At 42.5% G+C, this 21,342-nt stretch carries 22 protein-coding genes and 2 other annotated features; of the genes, 1 reads left to right on the forward strand and 21 read right to left on the reverse strand.

The genetic code is table 11. The features are described from left to right. Positions 1-37: 37 nt before the first annotated feature. The 18 genes from obgE to MHI23_RS12720 form a co-directional block, all read right to left on the reverse strand. On the reverse strand, positions 38-1,324 hold the full coding sequence (gene obgE / locus MHI23_RS12635) for a GTPase ObgE (protein ID WP_024423156.1): 1,287 nt from the start codon (positions 1,322-1,324) through the stop codon (positions 38-40). A gap of 21 nt (positions 1,325-1,345) precedes the next feature. Beyond that, positions 1,346-1,939, reverse strand: a complete 594-nt coding sequence (locus MHI23_RS12640; protein ID WP_120208300.1) for a sporulation initiation phosphotransferase B — start codon at positions 1,937-1,939, stop codon at positions 1,346-1,348. A gap of 256 nt (positions 1,940-2,195) precedes the next feature. Next, entirely contained in the window at positions 2,196-2,480 is a 285-nt protein-coding gene (rpmA, locus tag MHI23_RS12645; protein ID WP_003216586.1) for a 50S ribosomal protein L27, read from the reverse strand. A 12-nt stretch (positions 2,481-2,492) separates the two neighbouring features. Then, a complete protein-coding gene (locus MHI23_RS12650; RefSeq protein ID WP_034621123.1) occupies positions 2,493-2,831 on the reverse strand; it encodes a ribosomal-processing cysteine protease Prp in 339 nt (112 codons plus the stop codon). 14 nt (positions 2,832-2,845) lie between these two features. Beyond that, positions 2,846-3,154, reverse strand: coding sequence for a 50S ribosomal protein L21 (gene rplU, locus MHI23_RS12655; protein ID WP_003216781.1), 309 nt, complete (start codon positions 3,152-3,154; stop codon positions 2,846-2,848). 12 nt (positions 3,155-3,166) lie between these two features. Continuing rightward, positions 3,167-3,239: a sequence feature (ribosomal protein L21 leader region), on the reverse strand. Between the two features lie 66 nt (positions 3,240-3,305). Beyond that, a complete protein-coding gene (locus MHI23_RS12660; RefSeq protein ID WP_120208301.1) occupies positions 3,306-4,175 on the reverse strand; it encodes a M50 family metallopeptidase in 870 nt (289 codons plus the stop codon). Further along, entirely contained in the window at positions 4,168-4,959 is a 792-nt protein-coding gene (locus tag MHI23_RS12665) for a M23 family metallopeptidase (protein ID WP_034621125.1), read from the reverse strand. The genes MHI23_RS12660 and MHI23_RS12665 overlap by 8 nt, the downstream gene beginning before the upstream one ends. Before the next feature lie 219 nt (positions 4,960-5,178). Further along, positions 5,179-5,982 (reverse strand): septum site-determining protein MinD, encoded by an 804-nt coding sequence (gene minD / locus MHI23_RS12670; protein ID WP_017358134.1) that lies wholly within the window; start codon positions 5,980-5,982, stop codon positions 5,179-5,181. A gap of 2 nt (positions 5,983-5,984) precedes the next feature. Then, complete coding sequence (gene minC / locus MHI23_RS12675; protein WP_024423161.1) at positions 5,985-6,668, reverse strand: septum site-determining protein MinC; 684 nt, start codon at positions 6,666-6,668, stop codon at positions 5,985-5,987. 54 nt (positions 6,669-6,722) lie between these two features. Next, the gene (gene mreD / locus MHI23_RS12680) at positions 6,723-7,241 is read right to left on the reverse strand and encodes a rod shape-determining protein MreD (RefSeq protein ID WP_280149394.1); all 519 of its coding nucleotides are present in this window, start codon (positions 7,239-7,241) and stop codon (positions 6,723-6,725) included. Further along, entirely contained in the window at positions 7,238-8,137 is a 900-nt protein-coding gene (gene mreC, locus MHI23_RS12685) for a rod shape-determining protein MreC (protein WP_024423163.1), read from the reverse strand. The genes mreD and mreC overlap by 4 nt, the downstream gene beginning before the upstream one ends. Positions 8,138-8,164: 27 nt before the next feature. Further along, positions 8,165-9,184 (reverse strand): rod shape-determining protein, encoded by a 1,020-nt coding sequence (locus MHI23_RS12690; protein WP_007501538.1) that lies wholly within the window; start codon positions 9,182-9,184, stop codon positions 8,165-8,167. A gap of 89 nt (positions 9,185-9,273) precedes the next feature. Next, the gene (gene radC, locus MHI23_RS12695) at positions 9,274-9,948 is read right to left on the reverse strand and encodes a DNA repair protein RadC (RefSeq protein ID WP_029706175.1); all 675 of its coding nucleotides are present in this window, start codon (positions 9,946-9,948) and stop codon (positions 9,274-9,276) included. A 47-nt stretch (positions 9,949-9,995) separates the two neighbouring features. Then, a complete protein-coding gene (locus tag MHI23_RS12700; protein ID WP_024423165.1) occupies positions 9,996-10,565 on the reverse strand; it encodes a Maf family protein in 570 nt (189 codons plus the stop codon). Between the two features lie 177 nt (positions 10,566-10,742). Continuing rightward, positions 10,743-11,759, reverse strand: coding sequence for an SPOR domain-containing protein (locus tag MHI23_RS12705; protein ID WP_241218561.1), 1,017 nt, complete (start codon positions 11,757-11,759; stop codon positions 10,743-10,745). A 157-nt stretch (positions 11,760-11,916) separates the two neighbouring features. Next, a complete protein-coding gene (locus tag MHI23_RS12710; RefSeq protein ID WP_342491994.1) occupies positions 11,917-12,648 on the reverse strand; it encodes a prepilin peptidase in 732 nt (243 codons plus the stop codon). Positions 12,649-12,795: 147 nt separating this feature from the next. Then, on the reverse strand, positions 12,796-14,100 hold the full coding sequence (locus tag MHI23_RS12715) for a folylpolyglutamate synthase/dihydrofolate synthase family protein (protein ID WP_342491995.1): 1,305 nt from the start codon (positions 14,098-14,100) through the stop codon (positions 12,796-12,798). A gap of 66 nt (positions 14,101-14,166) precedes the next feature. After that, complete coding sequence (locus MHI23_RS12720) at positions 14,167-16,809, reverse strand: valine--tRNA ligase (RefSeq protein ID WP_073206700.1); 2,643 nt, start codon at positions 16,807-16,809, stop codon at positions 14,167-14,169. A gap of 58 nt (positions 16,810-16,867) precedes the next feature. Continuing rightward, positions 16,868-17,097: a binding site (T-box leader), on the reverse strand. 168 nt (positions 17,098-17,265) lie between these two features. Here MHI23_RS12720 and MHI23_RS12725 point away from each other — a divergent pair. Next, positions 17,266-17,454, forward strand: a complete 189-nt coding sequence (locus MHI23_RS12725; protein ID WP_003216497.1) for a hypothetical protein — start codon at positions 17,266-17,268, stop codon at positions 17,452-17,454. Between the two features lie 51 nt (positions 17,455-17,505). Here the strand turns inward: MHI23_RS12725 and ysxE are convergent, their stop codons facing one another. The 3 genes from ysxE to hemL form a co-directional block, all read right to left on the reverse strand. Continuing rightward, positions 17,506-18,537, reverse strand: coding sequence for a spore coat protein YsxE (gene ysxE, locus MHI23_RS12730; protein ID WP_034621137.1), 1,032 nt, complete (start codon positions 18,535-18,537; stop codon positions 17,506-17,508). A gap of 37 nt (positions 18,538-18,574) precedes the next feature. Then, entirely contained in the window at positions 18,575-19,906 is a 1,332-nt protein-coding gene (locus tag MHI23_RS12735; RefSeq protein ID WP_342491996.1) for a LysM peptidoglycan-binding domain-containing protein, read from the reverse strand. A gap of 136 nt (positions 19,907-20,042) precedes the next feature. Continuing rightward, entirely contained in the window at positions 20,043-21,335 is a 1,293-nt protein-coding gene (hemL, locus tag MHI23_RS12740; protein WP_262090029.1) for a glutamate-1-semialdehyde 2,1-aminomutase, read from the reverse strand. Positions 21,336-21,342 lie beyond the last annotated feature (7 nt).

The raw sequence follows: 21,342 nt of genomic DNA on the forward strand, positions 1-21,342 counted from the left end.
AAAACGGGAGAGCCCATGGTCTGGACCCTCCTTTTGATCAATCAATAAATTCGAATTCAAATTCAAGCAGACGAATGATGTCGCCATCTTTTGCTCCACGCTCACGCAAGGCATCATCGACACCCATTCCGCGCAGCTGTCTAGAGAATCGTTTAACAGATTCATCTCTTGAGAAGTCTGTCATCTTAAACAGACGCTCAAGTGCTTTACCCGTTAAGACAAATGTGCCATCAGGATCTCTAGAGATCTCAAATGGTGCATCGCCTTCATCAAACCTGTACATCACGCGGTTATCCGACAGCTCCTCTTCATTATAGAGCGGGAATTCCGGTGTTGTTTCAAGCTGATTGGCGATTTCAAATAAGAGCTCACGAAGCCCTTCTCTTGTGATCGCACTAATCGGGAACACTTTATAGTCATCCGTTAATTTTTCTTTAAATGCCTCTAGATTGTCAGCTGCATCTGGCATGTCCATTTTGTTCGCAACAATGATTTGCGGACGCTCTGTCAATCTCATATTGTACTGCTCAAGCTCTTCATTAATCGTCACGTAGTCTTCGTATGGGTCACGCCCTTCAAGTCCAGACATATCAATGACATGGACAATGACACGTGTACGCTCAATATGACGTAAAAATTGATGACCTAAGCCAACGCCTTCGTGCGCTCCTTCGATCAGTCCTGGCAGATCCGCCATAACAAAGCTTCGGTTATCGTCTGTTTCAACAACCCCGAGGTTCGGTACAAGCGTTGTAAAATGATAATCCGCAATTTTTGGTTTCGCAGAAGAGACAATCGAGAGCAGCGTTGACTTCCCGACACTTGGGAAACCAACAAGTCCAACATCTGCAAGTACTTTTAATTCTAAGATGACGTCACGTTCTTTACCTGGCTCACCGTTTTCAGACAGCTGTGGTGCAGGGTTTGCTGGTGTTGCGAAGCGTGAATTCCCACGTCCGCCACGTCCGCCTTTGGCAATTACAGCCCGCTGCCCATGCTCTGTCAAGTCAGCTAGTACTTGTTCCGTCTCTGCATCTGTCACAACCGTACCCGGCGGAACTTTGACAATCATTTCTTCCGCATTTCGGCCATGCTGGTTTTTACTCATTCCGTGCTCGCCGCGGTCAGCCTTGAAATGGCGCTTATAACGAAAGTCCATTAACGTTCTAAGTCCTTCGTCTACTTCAAATACAACATCTGCACCATTTCCGCCGTCGCCGCCTGCTGGGCCGCCCTTTGGTACATATTTTTCACGACGGAACGCCACCATACCGTTTCCGCCGTCACCGCCTTTAACATACACTTTAACCTGATCTACAAACATAACTTCCTCCGTTTCTCTGCATCACATATCTCGTTCTTGCCTCAAACAAAGCTCAATCATGGACTCATGAGGCGTCACATGAAATTGCGTTATACTCATACATGAATAGTTTGCGTCATGAAACGCATTTAACGCATCCAAACTTGTTAATTTTCCTTTGAAATCAAAATATAAGATCACATCATTTTCTTCATGATCTGTTTGGAAAGTGACCGTTAAATGATTTTCAGTTTTTTGGCAAACTGATTGATCGAATATCGAAAACAACTCCTGTGATACCGTTAGCAGCTGCGATTCATATGCTGATAAGTCTCGGGTTTCACCAAGCACTTCATATTCTAAGGTGATAAAATGCGACTCCCAATTAAATGTTAGAAAGTAATAGGCCAATTGGGGAATTTTTAAATTTGAGAGTTTGGATTCATGCTGTGCTTCAATGACCATTTCTTCTATAATTTCAAACACGCGGTCATATTTTTCTAATGTCAAGTTGCCTTTGATCAGCTGTAATTTATTCATCCAGTCGTGTCTTGAACGACTGAGCAGATAGATCAATTCATTTGTTAATGCAACGTGAGTTAATTTTTCATTTTCTTTACTTGGTATCTCTTCCATTATCGCACTCCCAATCGTTTGGTCTCTCTTTTAGGAGTCTTATCATCAATATGTCTCCCTGAATTATAACAGAGAAGACAGCATAGAAAAACACTAGTTATGTGAGGAAAGGTTGTTTTTTCTGATCGTATAGGAGAAAATGAGGCAAAGTCAGCAAACGTTCTTTGATATTTATGGAGTGCATCTTCTTTTATCATCTTCGGTACTGCTTGTAAAAAGTGAAAAAACTCCAGTCAATGACCGGAGTTTTTAGCAATTATTGTGCCGCAGGATATACGCTCACTTTTTTACGGTCACGACCGAAACGTTCGAATTTAACTGTTCCGTCGATTTTAGCGAAAAGAGTGTCGTCGCCTCCGCGTCCAACGTTTTCACCTGGATAGATTTTCGTTCCACGTTGACGATAAAGGATAGAACCACCAGTTACGAATTGACCATCAGCACGTTTAGCGCCTAAACGTTTAGACTCAGAGTCACGTCCGTTCTTTGTAGAACCTACCCCTTTTTTAGATGCGAAAAATTGAAGATCTAATCTAAGCATGAAGTTCACCTCCTATTTTTTTGTTGATATTCTCACATAATCGTGATAATCTCGTTCAATTGTCTCTAAGGAAACGACCATGCCTTCTAAAAGCAGCTGGGCTTTTTCAAAGGATACTGGATCTGTATCAGCCGGCAGTTCAAAAGAGAAGTAGCCGCCATCTTCACCAATATCAAGCAGTGGGTCCAATCCTGTCAGTGCAATAATTGAATTGACTGAGCCAAAAACAACAGCAGATACACCTGCACAAACGAGATCCTGACCTTTTTCAGCAAACTCGGCATGTCCAGTCATCTGAAAAGACGTAATGCTTTCATCTGCTGAAGACCGAGTAATGGTTGCTTTGATCATATCACTCACACGCCTTAAGCGTTGATTTTTTCGATAACAACTTTAGTGTAAGGTTGACGATGACCTTGTTTCTTGTGGTTGTTTTTCTTCGGTTTGTACTTGAACACAGTAATTTTCTTACCGCGACCTTGTTTTTCAACTTTAGCCGTTACTGTTGCTCCAGCAACTGAAGGGTTACCCACTTTGACAGTGTCTCCGCCGACAAACAATACGTTTTCGAAAGTTACTGTTTCACCTGCTTCAGCAGCTAGTTTTTCAACATAAACAGTTTGACCTTCTTCAACTTTTACTTGTTTACCACCAGTTTCGATAATTGCGTACATCTCTGCACCTCCTAATAAACTCAGACTCGCCGAATACAGGGGGCCATAGGCACTTTACACCTGCTCCGCGCGGTTGTAGCACGGGTGCTACATATCCATAACATTAAAAAATATATCAAACTAGACGCAGAATGTCAATGTATTTTCACTATTAGTACGGTAAAAGAAGCTCTTCCATTGAGGAGGTGGTTCTGCGATCTGAAAAATACGCATGGAGCAGTTCATTTTCATCAAGCTGGCTCATCTTCACGCCATCTCTTTCAATAATAATCGGATGCTTGCAGCCCCTTTGAAATCGTGCCATCACTTCGTATACTTTTTCCTCTGCACTTGCTCTCAGCGGAATCAGTTTTTCTACCTTCTGCTCTTTTTTACCGTAATACCGTTCTAGTAAGAAGCGAACCCTGACGTAATGCCGCTGCCTGTGTTCCATCACGAGTGAATAAGCTAAAAAAGTAAGCAGCACCCAGCCATTGAATTGCAGCGGTGCAAATAAAAGTAACCCTCCTGTCAATAGACCGAAAAAGACAAGTGAGCCTTTTATTGCTAGGGCATGTGCACGTTGGAAAGGGTAAAAAACAGATAAGAGCAAAAAGAATAATTTTCCGCCATCAAGCGGCCAAACGGGCAAAAGATTCACAAGGAAAATCGCTATATTATAAAAGGTAAACATGGTAAAGACATCGTGCGAGATAAGAGAAGCCTCCATGAAAAGCCATGCCATGAGCTGGAGCGGTATATGCTGAAGCGGCCCGCACAAAATGACCGCCAGCTCTTCTTTTAACGGACGGTTCCCATGTTCCTCTACTTCCACCGTTCCGCCAAATGGCAGTAAAAAAATCCGCCGAATGCGCCAATGATAATAGCAGGCAGCCGCTGCATGTCCAAGTTCATGGACACAGACAATCACGAGCAGACAAAGCAGCGGCTTGATTTGACCTGACAGAATCGCAAACGCCATCACAATCCACAGCAGCGGATGGATGTGAATTTTCGTCAGCATGAGCAGCCATCTATTCAAAGGTCATCACCTGAATAGGATCGATAAATTGTTCATTTTGCTTAATGGCAAAGTAATACGTGCCCTTCCCTTGATCATCAAGTGAAATCTGGCCAATTTTTTCACCCTTATCGACAAAATCGTATAAGGCCACATCGGCTTTCTTTAATTGACCGTACCAGCTATAGCTGTTATCTGCATGCTGCACTACAACAGTAAGCCCTGTATCGCTTTGCTTTTTCACCTCGACCACGTAGCCTTCCTTCATACTATCAATGGCTTCAGCGGATGTCTCCACTTTGACACCTGCTCCATTTTGCGTAAAGGATTCCTGCACTTTACCAGAGGCAGGAACAGCTAGTTCTTGATTCGCTTGTACGTCCTTTTGGCCATCTTTTTTCTCTGTTAAAAAGGCCAGCGGATGTCCAACTGTTTTTTCAAACCAGCGGTTAGCAGCAGCAAATTGAAAATCTTGCTCAAAAGTCTGAGTAATCATCGGCTTCAGCTGCTGAAACGGACCTGTCTGACCTTTAAATGAAATGGCTGCAATCAAAACAAGGGACGCTGATAATAAGCATTTAAGCACAAAGGTATTCGGGTTAAATAAGGGATGACGATATTTCTTTGGCTGATGGGACGCCGATTCATAGGAGGTCGAGCCAGAATGCTTTTCTTCCTCTGTCAGCATAACCCATGGCGGGATATCTTCTTTTTTCTTGAAAGCCGTCTTCTTAGGGGGAGCAGCTGGCTGCATCATTTTGCGGCGCTGTGCGATTTTCTTTCGGTACTCGTCCACTCTTTTCATGAGATCACCCTTTACATACAAACAGTTTGTACATTTTATGTGACAACCCCATCTGATATGCAACAAAAAGACCGATTCTCATCGAATCGGCCTCTGCGTGCAGACAAACCCTCGCATTCGGTGTCAGGTCTGCGCTCCGGTACTCACGAATGTCAAATTCGCTTCGCAAAGGTAGCCGTCTTTCCTAGACTGCAAAGGTTTTCTATCACGGTTCAGTGATTATGCTCTTACACCAAAAAATGCTTTGAGCTTTGCAAACATTCCCTTGTTTTCTTCTTCAAAAGATTGAAGCGGAACAGATTCGCCTAGTACCCGGCGGGCAATATTGCGATAGGCAATCGATACTTTGTTTTTAGCATCCATAACAATTGGTTCACCATTGTTTGAAGCCTTAATCACATCATCATCATCTGCTACAATGCCAAGTAGATCAATCGATAAGTGATGTACCACTTCATCTACATCCATTGAATCGCCATTTTTCGCCATGTGTGTACGAATACGATTGACAATCAAACGAGGCGGTTCGATATCTTCTTGTTCTAACAAACCGATGATTCGGTCCGCATCTCTCACAGCTGAGATTTCAGGCGTCGTCACGACAATGGCCTTGTCTGCACCGGATACAGCATTTTTAAAGCCTTGCTCAATTCCAGCAGGGCAGTCAATAACAACATAATCAAAGTCTTGTTTCAATGATTGAATTAATTCTTTGATCTGTTCCGGCTCTACAGCCGTTTTATCACTTGTTTGAGCAGCAGGTAAAAGATACAAAAGATCCTCGAAACGCTTATCTTTTACAAGCGCTTGATGAATTTTGCATCTTCCTTCTACTACATCGACTAGATCATAAATAATGCGGTTTTCTAGCCCCATCACGACATCCAGATTCCGAAGGCCGATATCGGTATCAACTAGACACACTTTTTTCCCTTGAATTGCTAGTGCTGTGCCTAAGTTTGCAGATGTTGTTGTTTTGCCAACGCCGCCTTTTCCTGAGGTAATCACAATAGCCTCGCCCAATTTCACATTCCTCCCTCAAGCCTTGTCAGATTAGGTCTTATATGAGCCAATTGCTGCAGGCGTTCAATGATCATATTGCCATCTATATCTAAATAAGCACATTCCATTTCATTTCCATCTTCTTTTTGGTCTGGCGCGCGGTTAAAAACTTGTGCGATGCGAAGCTGTGTTGGAATCATATGAGATGCCGCAATAACAGCCTGTTTGTTGCCATTACATCCAGCATGCGCCACACCTTTTAAAGCGCCAAGCACAAAAATATTTCCTCCTGCGCGAATCGTTCCGCCAGGATTGACATCTCCTATTAATAAAAGATCTCCTTCGACATGCAGCACCTGTCCAGAGCGCACAATTTTTGCTACAGAAGTAATTTCAGCCTCTGCTTTTAATCGTCTCGCCTCTTCAGTTGACATGACTTCACTTTCAATGGAGTGGATGACGAGATGTTCATTTTCAGACACCGCTTCAGTCAAACGCGTCTCCTGATCCTCTGTTAAATACCGAAAACCAAGCTTAATATGCACATTGACCTTATGTCCTTCTCTTCCATCTGTATATTGCTCAAGTAATAGAACCTCTCGCAAGCCGGAAAGAAGGTCATCAAACGAACAGTCATCATTTAACTGTAATGTTAATCCGTTTTTTGTACCTTTTATCGTCACATATTGCTGTTTTTGAGTTTTCAAGATGCTCACCTCAACAACATACTCATTTCGCCGTAATTGGACAAACTCCTGCTTTTATTCGTCGATCAGTCCTTGTTTCACGTGGGTGAAAAAGAGCCTAAACGGCACAACAAGTATGAGAGACGCAGCAGTATTTAAAAGAATCGTTGGAATAAAGCGTTCGATGACATACGTATTAAACGGCATAATCCCTGGTTGAATTGTCGCTTGAACGCCGTATACATAAAACTCCATCACGGAAACAGCAATAATCGACAGAAAGACAACGACTAACATATTCGTTTGCAGAACTTTAAAGGCTTTTGCTAACAAATAGCAAAGCGCCCCAAAGCCAAACATATGAACACCAAGTATGCCTGTATATGAAATATCATATAAAAGTCCAAAGATAAATCCGTAAATCACACCATATTTTTGATTCACAAAAGCAGTCATAAATGCAAGTGCGAGTAAAATGAAATGAGGAGCTAAAATTTGATTCTCTGAAACAAATGGGAGCTTCACTAAATCAACAAAAATGCTGTCAAATACGAAGATAAACAACATGACGAAAGCAAGAAGGACACGTTTCACGAGCCTTCCTCCTTCGTCAATTCAGATGCATCTGCTGTACTTGTGCTGCGATTCACCACAATCACACGGTCTAAATTGTTGAGTTCAGCCGCTGGTTCTACGTAAATGATCTTTGTCAGGCCGTAATGGTCTGGCTCGATTTCACTTACCTTACCAATCGTTAAGCCTTGCGGGAATACGCCCCCTGCTCCAGATGTTTCAACAAGATCTCCTTTTTTGACATCCCCATCTGCATCGGATTTCAGAATATTCATAGTCAGCATTTTTTTCTTGCTGTCATAACCGTTAATGATTCCATTGAGTTCTTCTTTGCCCTTTTTCGCAAAAATTTTCGTTGAAATTCTATTATTTTGGTCAGTAGAGCTTAGCAATCTTACAGTCGAAGTAAAATTGTTAAGCTTATCACTTTCAATCTTCCCAATTAATGCGCCACTCTCATTAGTGACTGCCATATCTTTTTCCACGCCTTGTTTTTTCCCTTTATCAATCATCACAAAGCTATCCCAAAGAGAAGGGTTTCTTGCGATAACAGTTGATAGAATTGGCGTGTAGTCACGAATAGAGTTCACATAGCCAAGCTGTTTGCGAAGCTTTTTGTTCTCATCTTCTAGTTCTTGAAGTTTCGCCTCATATTGAGTTTGGCCATCAAGTTTTTTTCGAAGACGCTCGTTTTCATCATATGTGTTCTTTAAATCTTGTACGTTCCCATAAATACCGGCAATAAATTGTGATGGTTTATGAAAGACACCTTGAAAAAAGCCTGTCGTATCCCCCACTAATTTTTCCGGCCATGAAGCACCTCTGCCGCTTTTCACTGAAAAACCAATCATGGCCACCAGTACGATGACACAGACAAGGAGCAACATTAATCTTTTATTCATAAAAAACTGCGGCATGTCTTACACCTCTTTAATTACGCCCGATTATCGATTATCTTTTGATTTTCCTTTGAACAAATGAATATGTTCTAGTGCTTTCCCTGTCCCGATTGCCACACAGTCAAGCGGGTCTTCTGCAATAATGACTGGCATTTTCGTTTCATCGCTAATGACTTTGTCAAGATTACGCAGTAATGCACCGCCTCCTGTTAAAACAATTCCGCGGTCCATAATATCTGCTGCGAGCTCAGGCGGGGTTTTTTCAAGAGTCATTTTCACTGCATCGACAATTGTTTCCACCGTATCGCGAAGCGCTTTTGCAATCTCTTCTGCCGTAATAGAGATTGTTTTTGGCAGACCTGTTAAAAGGTCACGTCCGCGAATGTCCATCTCATCATGTACGTCAGGCTGCGCAGAACCGATTTCCATTTTAATCGCTTCTGATGTACGATCACCGATCATTAGATTATACGTTTTACGGATGTAGCTGCTGATCGCATCATCCATTTCATCTCCTGCCACACGGATTGATTGTGATGTCACAATGCCGCCAAGAGAAATAATCGCTACTTCTGTTGTACCGCCGCCAATATCCACAACCATACTTCCTGTTGGTTCCCATACAGGAAGGTTAGCACCGATTGCCGCAGCAAATGGTTCTTCAATAGGGTATGCGTCACGTGCACCAGCTTGTCTTGTTGCATCAATGACTGCACGCTCTTCTACAGCTGTAATACCAGATGGTACACATACCATGACGTAAGGTTTACGAGCAAAAAGCCCTTTGCCTTTTAATGCTTGATTAATGTAATATTTCATCATTGTTGCTGTCGTCTCGTAATCTGCAATGACACCGTCTTTCATTGGGCGTAGTGCCACAACATTACCAGGTGTACGGCCAATCATGTTTCTAGCATCATTTCCGACTGCCACTATAGACTTCGTATCAGTTTCCAAGGCTACGACCGAAGGTTCTCTTACAACAATGCCTTTTCCTTTAATAAAAACAAGCGTATTCGCTGTGCCAAGATCTATTCCAAGGTCTTTTGTACCAATTCCAAACATATGTATGTATCTTCCTTTCTTAAACCAAAATTCCCTTAGGGAAAAACTCATAAACTCTATTATATCGTAAAACATTGAAAAAAAAAGTGTTACAAATACCCTTTTTCCTTCAAACTCACAAATTTTTGATCACCTATGACAAGATGATCAAGCAGCTGTATTCCAATCAGCTTTCCACATTCAAAAAGTCGCTGTGTGACTTCAATATCTTCCCTGCTCGGCGTCGGATCTCCAGATGGATGGTTGTGCACACATATAAATGAAGCAGCGGACCGTTTAAAGGCCTCTTTGAAAATTTCACGCGGGTGAACGATGGATGAGTTCAAACTTCCAATAAACACGGTATGTTTATGAAGGACTTGATTTTTAGTATTGAGATAAAGACAAACGAAATTTTCCTGTTGTAAAAACCTCATATCTTCCATCACAAAGTTTGCCCCATCCTCTGGTGTGCGGATCACATAGCGGTTGTCCGTCGTTTGATGGTGTAATCTAGTGCCGAGTTCTAAAGCAGCTAAAAGAGAGACCGCCTTCGCCTTTCCAACTCCTCGAATCTTCGACATTTCTTCAATTGAGGCTTCTCTTATCGTGCGAAGACCGCCAAATGTTTGCAGAAGTCTTGCAGAAATTTGAAGAACTGATTCCTTTTTTGTGCCTGTCCTTAAAAGAATCGCAACAAGTTCATGGTTTGACAGACTGCCGGGACCATATTTGATCAATCGTTCTCTCGGCTTTTCATCTTGAGGAAAATGCTTTAGCAACATAGGGAAATCGTTCATGATGCCCACTCCTTTTAGATTCCTTCCTGTCATCAAAAAGGGGTGATTCCAAATGTTTCGAGCACTCTAACTGTTTTGGCAATAGGGAGACCTACAACGGAAAAATAATCACCATCTATTTTTTGAACAAACAGTGCGCCTTTTCCTTGAATGCCATAGCTTCCCGCTTTATCAAGCGGTTCTCCCGTTTCGATATAGCGGTCTATTTCATTTTGCGTAAGTGTCCAAAACGTCACTTCTGTCTGTTCATAAAATGTTTCTTTTCTATTCTCTGACTGAATCGTGACACCCGTCAAGACTTGATGTGTCTTTCCTGACAATAATTGAAGCATTGAGGCCGCTTCTTCCTTGTCTTTTGGTTTCCCAAGACATTTGCCGTCAATTGCAACAATCGTATCTGCACCAATAATCACAGCTTCGGGATATAATCTTTGAATATCACTTGCTTTTTGTTCTGCCAACCATTGGACGTTCTCTGCAGGAGAAAAGTTTCGATTTATTTCTTCTTTTAATTGACTTGCTTGAATGTCATAAGAAAACCCTGCTAGATCAAGCAATTCTTTTCTTCTAGGGGATTGAGATGCGAGAATCAATTGGTTCATGTTTGTTCATCCTTTCAGGGTTTAGCCTAAGAAGTAAGATACCCATTCATCCTATCAAATGTACATCTTACCGACAATTTACGAAAATTCATTTTTCATGTTCCTTCATCATTATGTTGGATGCAAAAGAAAAAAACTAGTCATTTTTTGACTAGTTTGGTTTCTTAAAATATGATTTTACGTATTTAATTGATCAAGCAGTGCCTGCTGAGATTTCCACCCGTTTTCAGCAGTAGGTTCATTTAACAGCTGCACCGCTTTCAGCAAACTGCTTTTAGCTGGTGCATCCGTTGTTTTGGCACTTTCAAGCTCAGAGATTAGCTGCGCAACGTCCTTTTGATCCACATCATCCCCTGCAATGACCTTAGAGGATAAAACAGATGCCTTTTCTATTAAACTAGTCAGTTCCTCCGGTACTTGAAATGAGAGCTCCTTGCCTCCCCACGCCTCAAAGTGCTGATCAATCAGCTTCTTCCCAACAGCACTTGTCATGCCCTGTTCTGTCGCAAGCCCGGCAATGACATAATAGCCATCATCCATCGAGACCTTTTTCCCCGCATATCCTGCTTCTTTTAAACTGCCAACTAATTCATCTGCTCCTTTTTCAGAGGAAAACTTTCCAGCCTGTACGACATAGGTTGAAAAGCTGCCAGAGGCGCTTTTTTCATCCTTATTCTCTTTTGATTCATCAGCAGTATCTGCTGGCGGCGCATCCCCGCCCGCTTTCATTGATGATTGATTTCCGGACGCTGAAACGCTGATATCTCCACCTGATGGATTCTGAGAACCATCTTGACTTAAGCTAAGTGCAAACACACCAAGGCCTGTCCCAAGAACCACTGCAAACACAATCGTTGTCATCACTCTCTTAAACGGGCCGCGGTTTTTACCGAACTTCTGGTCAAAGGAGCCTTTTTTCTTTTGATAAGGTGTGACGACCTTTGGGTCAGAATGATAAATATGATCAGCTGCGTCATCCCACTGGAAGTCTTCTTCTTTCGGTTTAGCCGGTTCTTCCTCGGAAGCAGCTGTCTCCTGTTCTGACTGCCTTTTTTCCTCCCAATTCGAAAACGTCACTTGATCATCCTCTTGCTGTTTTGGCGGCTGGTGGTCATCTTCATGAAGCATTTCTTCTTTGCCATTAATATTGACTTTTAACCCTTGTTTTTTTGCCTGCCTTTTTTTCACTGTCATTCCCCGCTTTCTGACATTGTTTGTAAGAAAGACCTTTTTGTCCAATGAATCAGCGCGAATGTAACCCGTCCTTCTTTCTGTTTCACACTTTAACATAGCGGATAAAAAAAAGAACAAGACTTTTGTCGGCACGGAAAAAAAGTGTTCGCCAATTTTTTCAACCGATCGACCCGGCGAACGGGAGCATGACATGAGCTCCATAGAGATACAGCCAAAAAGAAAAAGAGATCGCAGGAACAAAGGGAAATGGCTCATCTAATCGAAAAGAAAAAACCTTCGCATAGACGATTCCAGCGATACACGAGAGGAAAAGAATGAGAAGGAATGGCTTGAATCCTAAGCAAAATGCAAGCACACCGAACAGCTTCATATCAGCTCCACCCATGCTATTTGGCTTGAAACGATCTAAACTATAAAACAAGAGAAAGCAAAAAAGAAGCGAAGCCGCTCCTTCCCACCAAATAAGAAGAGGTTCAAGCGTGCGGTATATGACGAAAAGAGGGAAAAAGAAGAGAAACAGCTCGTTTGGCACCCTCATATAAAGGAGATCGCTCACGACAGCAATCACAAATAAACTACAAAGAATTACAAGAAAAAGACCTTCAAACGAAATACCAGCGATTCTATACATGAGCAAAAAAAGACTGCCTGACAGCAGCTCAATCAGTGGATATAGCATTGGCAGCCGAGTGCCGCAATGTTTACAAGTCCCCCTCAATAATGCATACGAAACTAGCGGAATCATCTCGCGCAAGGAAAGCGGCTGTTTACAGTCTGTGCAGTGAGAACGAGGAAAAAGAATAGACCGCTTCAGTGGCAGCCTTTCACCGACTAGATGAAAGAATGACCCCATGGTGACGCCCGCAAGAAACACAAAAATGCCTATCATATATCGTGACCCCTTCCGAGAATAAGATAGACCGGATTTTACCATGACCGTATTCATTGTGCACATAGCAAGAATATGATTTTACTTCTCTTCTGCGTATCAAAATAAAAAAACGCAAGAGGCATTGAAGCCATTTGCGTTTTTTTGTTATCCGATCATACGATTTCTTATATCTGAAATAAAATAAAGAGAGCCAGTCACAAGAATCACCGCTGAAGGATCATCACTTTTTTTCTGAATGAACTCAAGCACTGTACGAGGGTCATCATCATACGACTTTGCGTCTAAATGACTGCATACATAAAGCTTTTCAGCTGATTCGGCTCTTGGAAAATCAAATGAAACAAAATGGATAGAAGAACTTACAGCTTCAAGCTTTTGAATCATTTTCTTGTACGGCTTATCTTTTAAAGCACTAAAACAAATATGCACCTGTTTACTAGAAAAATGAGCTTGTACGGTTTCAATTAAACGGTCGATCCCTTCTTCATTATGTGCGCCGTCTAAATACACTGGAGGATGATCTTTGACCTTTTCAAACCTCCCAGCCCAAACTGCCTGCCGAATGCCTTCATATATTTGCTCTTCTGTCACGCTAATATAGTCTTCTTGCTCCAGCCATTCAATGAGTAAAACAGCAAGGGAAGCATTTTGCCTTTGATGCGTTCCAATTAATCCTGTTTCAAGCTGAGGATACTGCCTTTTTGATGTGCGTAACGTGAAACGTTCACCTGTTTCTGTCGGCTGCTGCTCATCAAAGCTGCAAGTATCATGCAAGGAAATACATTCGGCATTCTTTTCTTTTGCTGTGTTTTGAATGACAGCAAGAGCTTCTGGCTGGTGGACTGCCGTAATCATTGGAATACCCTCTTTGATAATACCCGCTTTTTCAGCTGCAATCTGTTCAAGTGTGTCACCTAAAATGGCCATATGATCATGACCAATCGACGTAATCGCTGTTAAGATTGGCACAGCAATATTTGTAGAATCAAGCCTTCCGCCAAGCCCTGTTTCCAAGAGGACAAAGTCTACTTGATGCACATGAGCAAAATAAGCAAATGCACATGCTGTAATGATTTCAAATTCTGTTGCTGCGCCAAGCTCTGTTTGATCTAATTCATCAACAAGAGGCTTGATTTCATTCACCAAACTCAGCCATTCTTCATCCTCTATAGGCGCTCCGTTCACGCTGATTCTTTCATTGAACGTTAGTATAAACGGAGAGGTGAAGGTTCCGACTGAATAGCCGGCTTCCTGTAAAACAGAACGTGTAAACGCAATGGTTGATCCTTTGCCATTTGTACCTGCAACATGTACTGCTTTTATGCTTTGTTCCGGATTTCCTAGTCTGTTCATCAGCCATTTCATTCGTTCAAGACCCGGTTTTACGCCAAAGGCCAGTCTGCTGTGAATCCACTCAATTGCTTCATGGTAGTTTGTAAACAATGTCATCTCTCATTTCATACGAAATTTTCAAAAAAGACGACTCCATTTCATTAGGAGCCGTCTTTTTCACTCTTATGCTTTCAGCTCTTCAATACGCTTTTGAACAGCTTCGCGTTTTGCGACATAATCACGTTCTTTCGCACGCTCTTCTTCTACGACACTTTCAGGCGCTTTTTTCATAAAGCCTTCATTGCCAAGCTTTTTCTGAACTCGTTCCACTTCTTTTGTCAGTTTATCAAGCTCTTTTTGCAGACGAGCAATTTCTTCATCTAAGTTGATTAAGCCTTCAAGCGGCAGAATGAGTTCTGCTCCAGAAATGACAGCCGTCATCGCTTTATCACTAGCTGGGACATCTGTGCCAATTTCAAGAACACTTGGGTTCGTGAATCGCTCAATATATGAACGATTTTTCTCTAAACGTTCCTGAACATCAGACGTAGATGCTTTAATGTAAAGCTCAACTTGTTTGCTCATTGGCGTGTTCACTTCACTGCGAATGTTACGAACAGAACGAATGAGTTCAACAAGCAGCTTCATATCAGCAGAAGCTTGTTCGTTGGAAAGCTCCGGCTTCACTTCAGGCCATGCCGCTACAGTAATAGACTCACCTTCATGCGGTAGATGCTGCCAGATTTCTTCTGTTAAGAACGGCATAAACGGATGTAAAAGTCTCATTGTTTGATCTAATACATACGCAAGGATCGAACGAGTCGTTTTCTTTGCTGCTTCGTCTTCACCATAAAGCGGAAGCTTCGCCATTTCAATGTACCAATCACAGAAATCATCCCAAATGAAGTTGTATAAATGTCTGCCCACTTCACCGAATTCATACTTGTCAGCAAGCTGTGTGACACTTTCAATTGTTTCATTTAAGCGTGTTAAAATCCATTGATCAGCAACTGATTTTTCTCCTGATAAATCAAGCTCATCATACGTTAAACCATCCATATTCATTAAAGCAAAACGGGATGCGTTCCAAATTTTGTTCGCAAAGTTCCAAGTGGATTCAACCTTTTCAAAGCTAAAACGAAGATCCTGACCTGGTGAGCTTCCAGTCGCTAAGAAATATCTTAATGAATCCGCACCGTATTTGTCGATGACCTCCATTGGATCAATTCCGTTGCCAAGCGACTTACTCATTTTACGTCCTTGTTCGTCGCGGATGAGCCCATGAATGAGGACATCTTTAAACGGTTTTTCTCCTGTGAATTCAAGACCTTGGAAGATCATGCGGGATACCCAGAAGAAAATGATGTCATAGCCTGTTACAAGCAGATTGGTTGGGTAGTAGCGCTTGAAGTCTTCACTGTCTGCATCTGGCCAGCCCATTGTAGAAAACGGCCACAGCGCTGAACTAAACCATGTATCAAGTACATCGTTATCCTGTTCCCAGTTCTCAATATCTTCTGGCGCTTCAAGTCCAACGTATACTTCTTTCGTTTCTTTATGATACCAAGCCGGAATGCGGTGTCCCCACCATAGCTGACGAGAAATACACCAGTCACGGATATTTTCCATCCAATGTAAATATGTCTTTTCAAATCGGTCTGGAACAAATTGAACTTGGTCGTCTCCTTTTTGCAGATGAATGGCTTCGTCTGCCAGCGGCTGCATTTTCACAAACCATTGTGTCGATAAATACGGTTCAACGACAGCTCCACTTCGCTCACTATGACCAACTGAATGCATGTGGTCTTCAATTTTGAACAAAATGCCTTCCTCTTGTAAATCCTTCACAAGCTGTTTGCGGCATTCGAAACGGTCCATTCCTTTGTATTTCAGGGCATTCGCATTCATTGTGCCATCTTCATTCATGACAAGAATACGCTCTAGCCCGTGGCGGTTTCCAAGCTCAAAGTCATTCGGGTCATGAGCAGGTGTAATTTTCACAGCACCTGAGCCAAACTCCATATCGACATAATCATCACCGACGATTGGGATTTCACGGCCTGTGATTGGTAAAACCACTGTTTTTCCAATCAAATGCTGATAGCGTTCGTCATCAGGGTGTACGGCTACGGCTGTATCTCCCAGCATAGTTTCAGGTCTTGTTGTCGCAATTTCAATTGAACCTGTTCCATCTGAAAGCGGATATCTCAAGTGATAAAATGCACCTTGAACATCCTTATAAATCACTTCAATATCAGAAAGTGCCGTTTTCGTTGCTGGATCCCAGTTAATGATGTACTCTCCGCGATAAATAAGCCCTTTTTCATACAATTGAACAAACACTTGGCGAACGGCTTTATTCAGACCTTCATCTAAAGTAAAACGTTCACGGGAGTAATCGAGGCCAAGTCCCATTTTCGCCCACTGGCTGCGAATAAAATCTGCATATTCTTCTTTCCACTTCCACGTTTCTTCCACAAATTTCTCCCTGCCAAGGTCATATCGGCTTACACCTTCTTCGCGAAGCTTTGCCTCGACTTTTGCTTGAGTCGCAATACCGGCATGGTCCATACCTGGAAGCCAAAGAACGTCATAGCCCTGCATCCGTTTCATACGTGTCACGATGTCTTGGAGTGTAGAATCCCATGCATGCCCAAGGTGCAGTTTTCCTGTCACGTTTGGTGGAGGAATGACGACTGTATATGGATCTTTCGTTTTGTCATTTTGTGCTTCGAAGAATTTCCCTTCAAGCCAGTACGTATAGCGGTCTTTTTCAATCGCATTTGGATCGTACTTTGTTGGCATTTCTTGATTATTTGTTCCCATTTGTGTAACCTCCACATTTTTTCGGCTGATGAAACATAAAAAAGCCTTTCCATCCTTATAAAAGGACGAAAAAGCTTTTTCGCGGTACCACCTTTTTTCACGAGACACATACACGTGTCCCATACACTCTAAAGGATAACGGGGTTCTCCCGAATTTCTCTACTTGTTCATTCAAGAAATTAAGCTCACAGGCGACCTTCCAAACAAGTACATCCTAGGAAACCTTTCAGCTCTTGGCTTCCCTCTCTTTAGGGTCTTGCTCGTACTCTTCCTGATCCACGCTTACGATATATCACGTTCATCAGCACATACTCATCTTTTATTAATATTACTAAATGCCTTTTGTTTTCGTCAATCATCTTTTCCGCTTTTCTTCTTCTTTATACAAATTGGGCAGGCACCCTTCGCCCTTTTGCCCATATGATAATAACAAAATGAAGAAGGAGGGCGTTTGATTTGAAGAAGATCAATCCTTACACACTTCCCCCCTGGCTGAGACAAATTCGGGCAGTTGCTTCCCAAGTCGTTCTCCCGATTGCTATATTTCAAGGATTTCGTACGATCATTTTCCCTACGACATTTGACGTCCTCATTCTAGGTATTCTTATTTTTCTCGCCTGTGCCTTTCATCTTGATTGGTTTTAAAAACTCATCATTATGTACCTGCCCATATAAAGCCAACGCAGTATAACCTCGTCATTCCGCCGATGACGAGGCACTTTGTTCTTCTTCAAGCCGTCTAGCCTGCTCAATTTCGTGAATTTTCATGACGGTCGGCTCAGAATTTTTCATCTGCCAATACGCTCTTAACAGCTGCTGGCAGCTTTCCATTTCATCCTGCCCGCCTGCTTCATAGGCTTTTACTGTATCAAACAGCCCTTGCGGATAAGCGAGGTAGCTTAGGAACAAATGCAGTTCTTCCTCCCGAAGAGGGTTTCCTTTTTGATACGTATAAAACAAAGAAGTACATTCAGGACAAGACGTAGGATAGGTTTTGAAAGTCCGAAAGTAAAAGGTCAGAAGATCATAAATGGGGGAGGCTTTTTTAGACCGCTCGAAATTGGTGAAATGTCCTGTCCCTACATCATTATACAAAAAGTGATGGATCGATAGCTGCCCATGATTTAGCACAACACGCGTTGTCTCTTTGTCTTTCATTTCTTCATGCCAATCTTCTAAACGTTCAAGCGCAAATTCACTGGCAGACATCGCCTCTGAAAAATACATAGCAGCGGCCAGCTCAAATGGCGACATATACCACGTTTGTTCTGCCCGCTCTATGAATCGTTCATACATGTCTTTCTCTGTTTCCCATTTGGTCTTGATTTGTGTGTAATGTGCTTCTATCTCTTGCTCTGTGATATCCATCATGACTTCAGTCCGCTTATGAAGTCTTGCAATCTCTTGAAATAAATATTCGTGCTTATCGTCCTGCTCTTCTCTCTTTTCATTCGTCAGCCACGGCATCAGATAGTATGCATACTGGCTTTCCCGATGACTTGAGAAAAAGGAACCGCTCGTCGTCCGATAAATCGGCACAAAGGAGCGATAGCCCTTTGATTCCAGTTCAAGCATTTGTTCTGTAAATTGCATATGCCGGCTGGCTTTTACTCGCTTTAGAGCAAATACACCCTGCTTTGTATATACCTTGATGACAGCAGGACTGACAGGTTCAATATATTCAGCCTCAAGTCCGTATTCGTATAAGACAGATTGGATTTCATCCACGTTCACTCACCACATTTTCTCGGTCAGTCATCGCTTGCTATGCATTGCTTTTTTGATATTCAGGAATATAAAGAATCTGCCCTTCCTCAAGCTCCGCATCAATCGATAATGAGTTTGTGCGAAGAAGCTGCTGCACATTCAACTGATATCTCTCACAAATACGATCGACCGTATCTTCTTGCTGAACTATACATATTTTCATGCGGGAAAAATCTTCCTCCTCCTGCTTAGCGAACAGCTTTGTTAAATAAAGAGAATTCTCACTGCCAGACGTTTCTCTCACGTCTTCTTCAAGCTCCTCTTCTTCTTGAGCTGACTCATATATTTTAGGTGCTTCCCGTTCATATAACCGCCCGAGCTGATATTCATCATCGTGCGCCTCAAGCTCAGGCTCCACTTGATCAGCAGGTGATTCAAAAGCCGGATACGACTGTACCGTTTCTTCCTGCTCTTCAGCAGCTTCCGGATCCTTTCTTACTTCCACTTCAAAGAACGGCTCTTCCCGCTCCTCTTCTTCTAATAGCTTTGGCGGTTCAAAAAATGGCGGTTCCTGCACCTGAGCTTCAGGGATGGATCGATAACCAAGCGCCACAGCTTCTTCTTGATTATTCGGCTGTTCTGGCTGTTCTGGCTGTTCTGGCTCTTCAGGTTCTTCTAATTCTTCAGGTTCGTCGGACGCTTCCTCTACTTCCCTGTTCACCAATTCTATCTTAATTTCTTCTTCCTCTTCTTCTTGTACTTCCTGCACTTCCTGTTCCTCTTGCTCCGCGCGCGTGTCATGTTGGAATACAGGCTGATTCTCATCATGCTCACGTTCTTCGTCTTGCAGCTCTTCTTGTTCTTCTTGTTCCGGCTGCAATTGATAATCGTAGGCCATATCGCCAAAATCCACTTCAGGACGATGAACAAATTCATACGGCTCCTCTACAGGCGCTTGAGCCGTTTCCTCGTCTAACAAGCCCTCAATGGCTAAATCAGCCTGAATGGTGAGCAAACGATTCTCTGTCAGCTGGTAATCAAACGCATCAATAAACACAAACACATCATTTAAATGACTAATTTTGTTCTTCGGAATGGTGATATCGACTGGAAATTGATGCAGAAGCTCCGCCGTTCCGTCTTCTCTGACCTTTACCTCATCTGCTTCCCTGTATGTTGGAAAGGAACTCAATTCACCCAATAGCTCCTCTTGATTTATGTTGTATTCTCCTGTTAGCTCGAGTGAACCTCTAATAGAAACATAATCATTCACTTCTTGAACGAGAATGTCAGGGTCGAGAGAAATTGACAGCAGCTCACTGACTTCCTGTCCGCTTTTGAAATAAATGGATTCTTCTACCGAAAACTGTAATCGATTGTTTTGAGACAAGTCGGTGTCCTCCTTTCATCTAATCCTTAAAAAATAAAATTAGATGTCAATACAGTTGTATGAAGGAGGTAGTGAAAATATGATTGGTTTTCTCTAATGCAAAAAAGCCGATATGTCTCCATATCGGCCTTTTGTTTTATCGACGTAGTTTTTGAAAAACCTTTTCCACTGTCTCAATCGTATATTCGATGTCTTCATCTGTATGAGCTGTTGACAGGAATAGTCCTTCAAATTGAGAAGGCGGAAGGAAGATGCCGTGATCGGCCATTTCCTTGTAAAATTCAGCGAATAAAGCAAGATCAGCTGTTTTCGCTTTGTCATAATTGATCACTTCTTCATTTGTAAAGAAGAATCCGATCATGGAACCCGCCCGGTTAAACGTTAATGGAATTCCGTATACTTTTGCCGCTTTCGAAATGCCTTCTTCTAAACGGTCACCTTTTCGTTTAAATTCTTCATAAGACTCAGGTGTCAGCTGTTTTAGGGTTTCTAAGCCTGCTGTCATCGCAAGAGGGTTACCAGATAACGTTCCTGCTTGGTATATTGGACCACTTGGCGCAATTTGTCTCATAATATCCGCTCTTCCGCCATAAGCACCGACCGGAAGACCGCCTCCAATCACTTTACCAAGGCACGTCAGATCAGGTGTGATGCCAAAATAGCCTTGCGCGCAGTGATAATCCACACGGAAGCCTGTCATGACCTCATCAAAAATAAGCAATGATCCATATTGCTCCGTGATGTCTCTTAGTCCTTGCAAGAAACCTTCTTGCGGAGGGACAACCCCCATATTTCCTGCAACCGGCTCTACAATAACACCAGCGATATCATCTCCAAATTCTTGAAAAGCAACTTGAATACTTTCTAAATCATTGTACGGTACTGTGATTGTGTTACTTGCAGTCCCTTCAGGAACACCAGGACTATCCGGCAGTCCAAGCGTTGCTACTCCAGAACCCGCTTTAATGAGCAAAGAATCACCGTGGCCATGATAGCAGCCTTCAAATTTCACAATTTTATTTCTGCCTGTAAAACCACGAGCTAGACGAAGTGCACTCATCGTCGCCTCTGTACCAGAGCTGACCATGCGAATAACTTCGATGGAAGGAACCCGTTCTGATACAAGTTTAGCTAATTCATTTTCAACTAACGTAGAAGCACCGAAGCTTGTCCCATTTTCCGCTACTCGCTGAATGCTTTCAACGACACGGTCATTCGTATGTCCTAAAATAAGCGGTCCCCATGATAAGACATAATCGATGTATTCATTTCCATCAATATCATAGATCTTGGCGCCTTTGCCCCGTTCCATAAAAATCGGGTCTGTGTTGACTGATTTAAATGCACGCACAGGGCTGTTGACACCACCAGGCATTAAATGCTGTGCTTCTTCAAATGCTTGCTTTGATTTTTCATAGCTACGTCCCATTTCAACG

The sequence above is a fragment of the Bacillus sp. FSL M7-0003 genome, assembly GCF_038628485.1.
GTDB lineage: Bacteria > Bacillota > Bacilli > Bacillales > Bacillaceae > Bacillus > Bacillus safensis.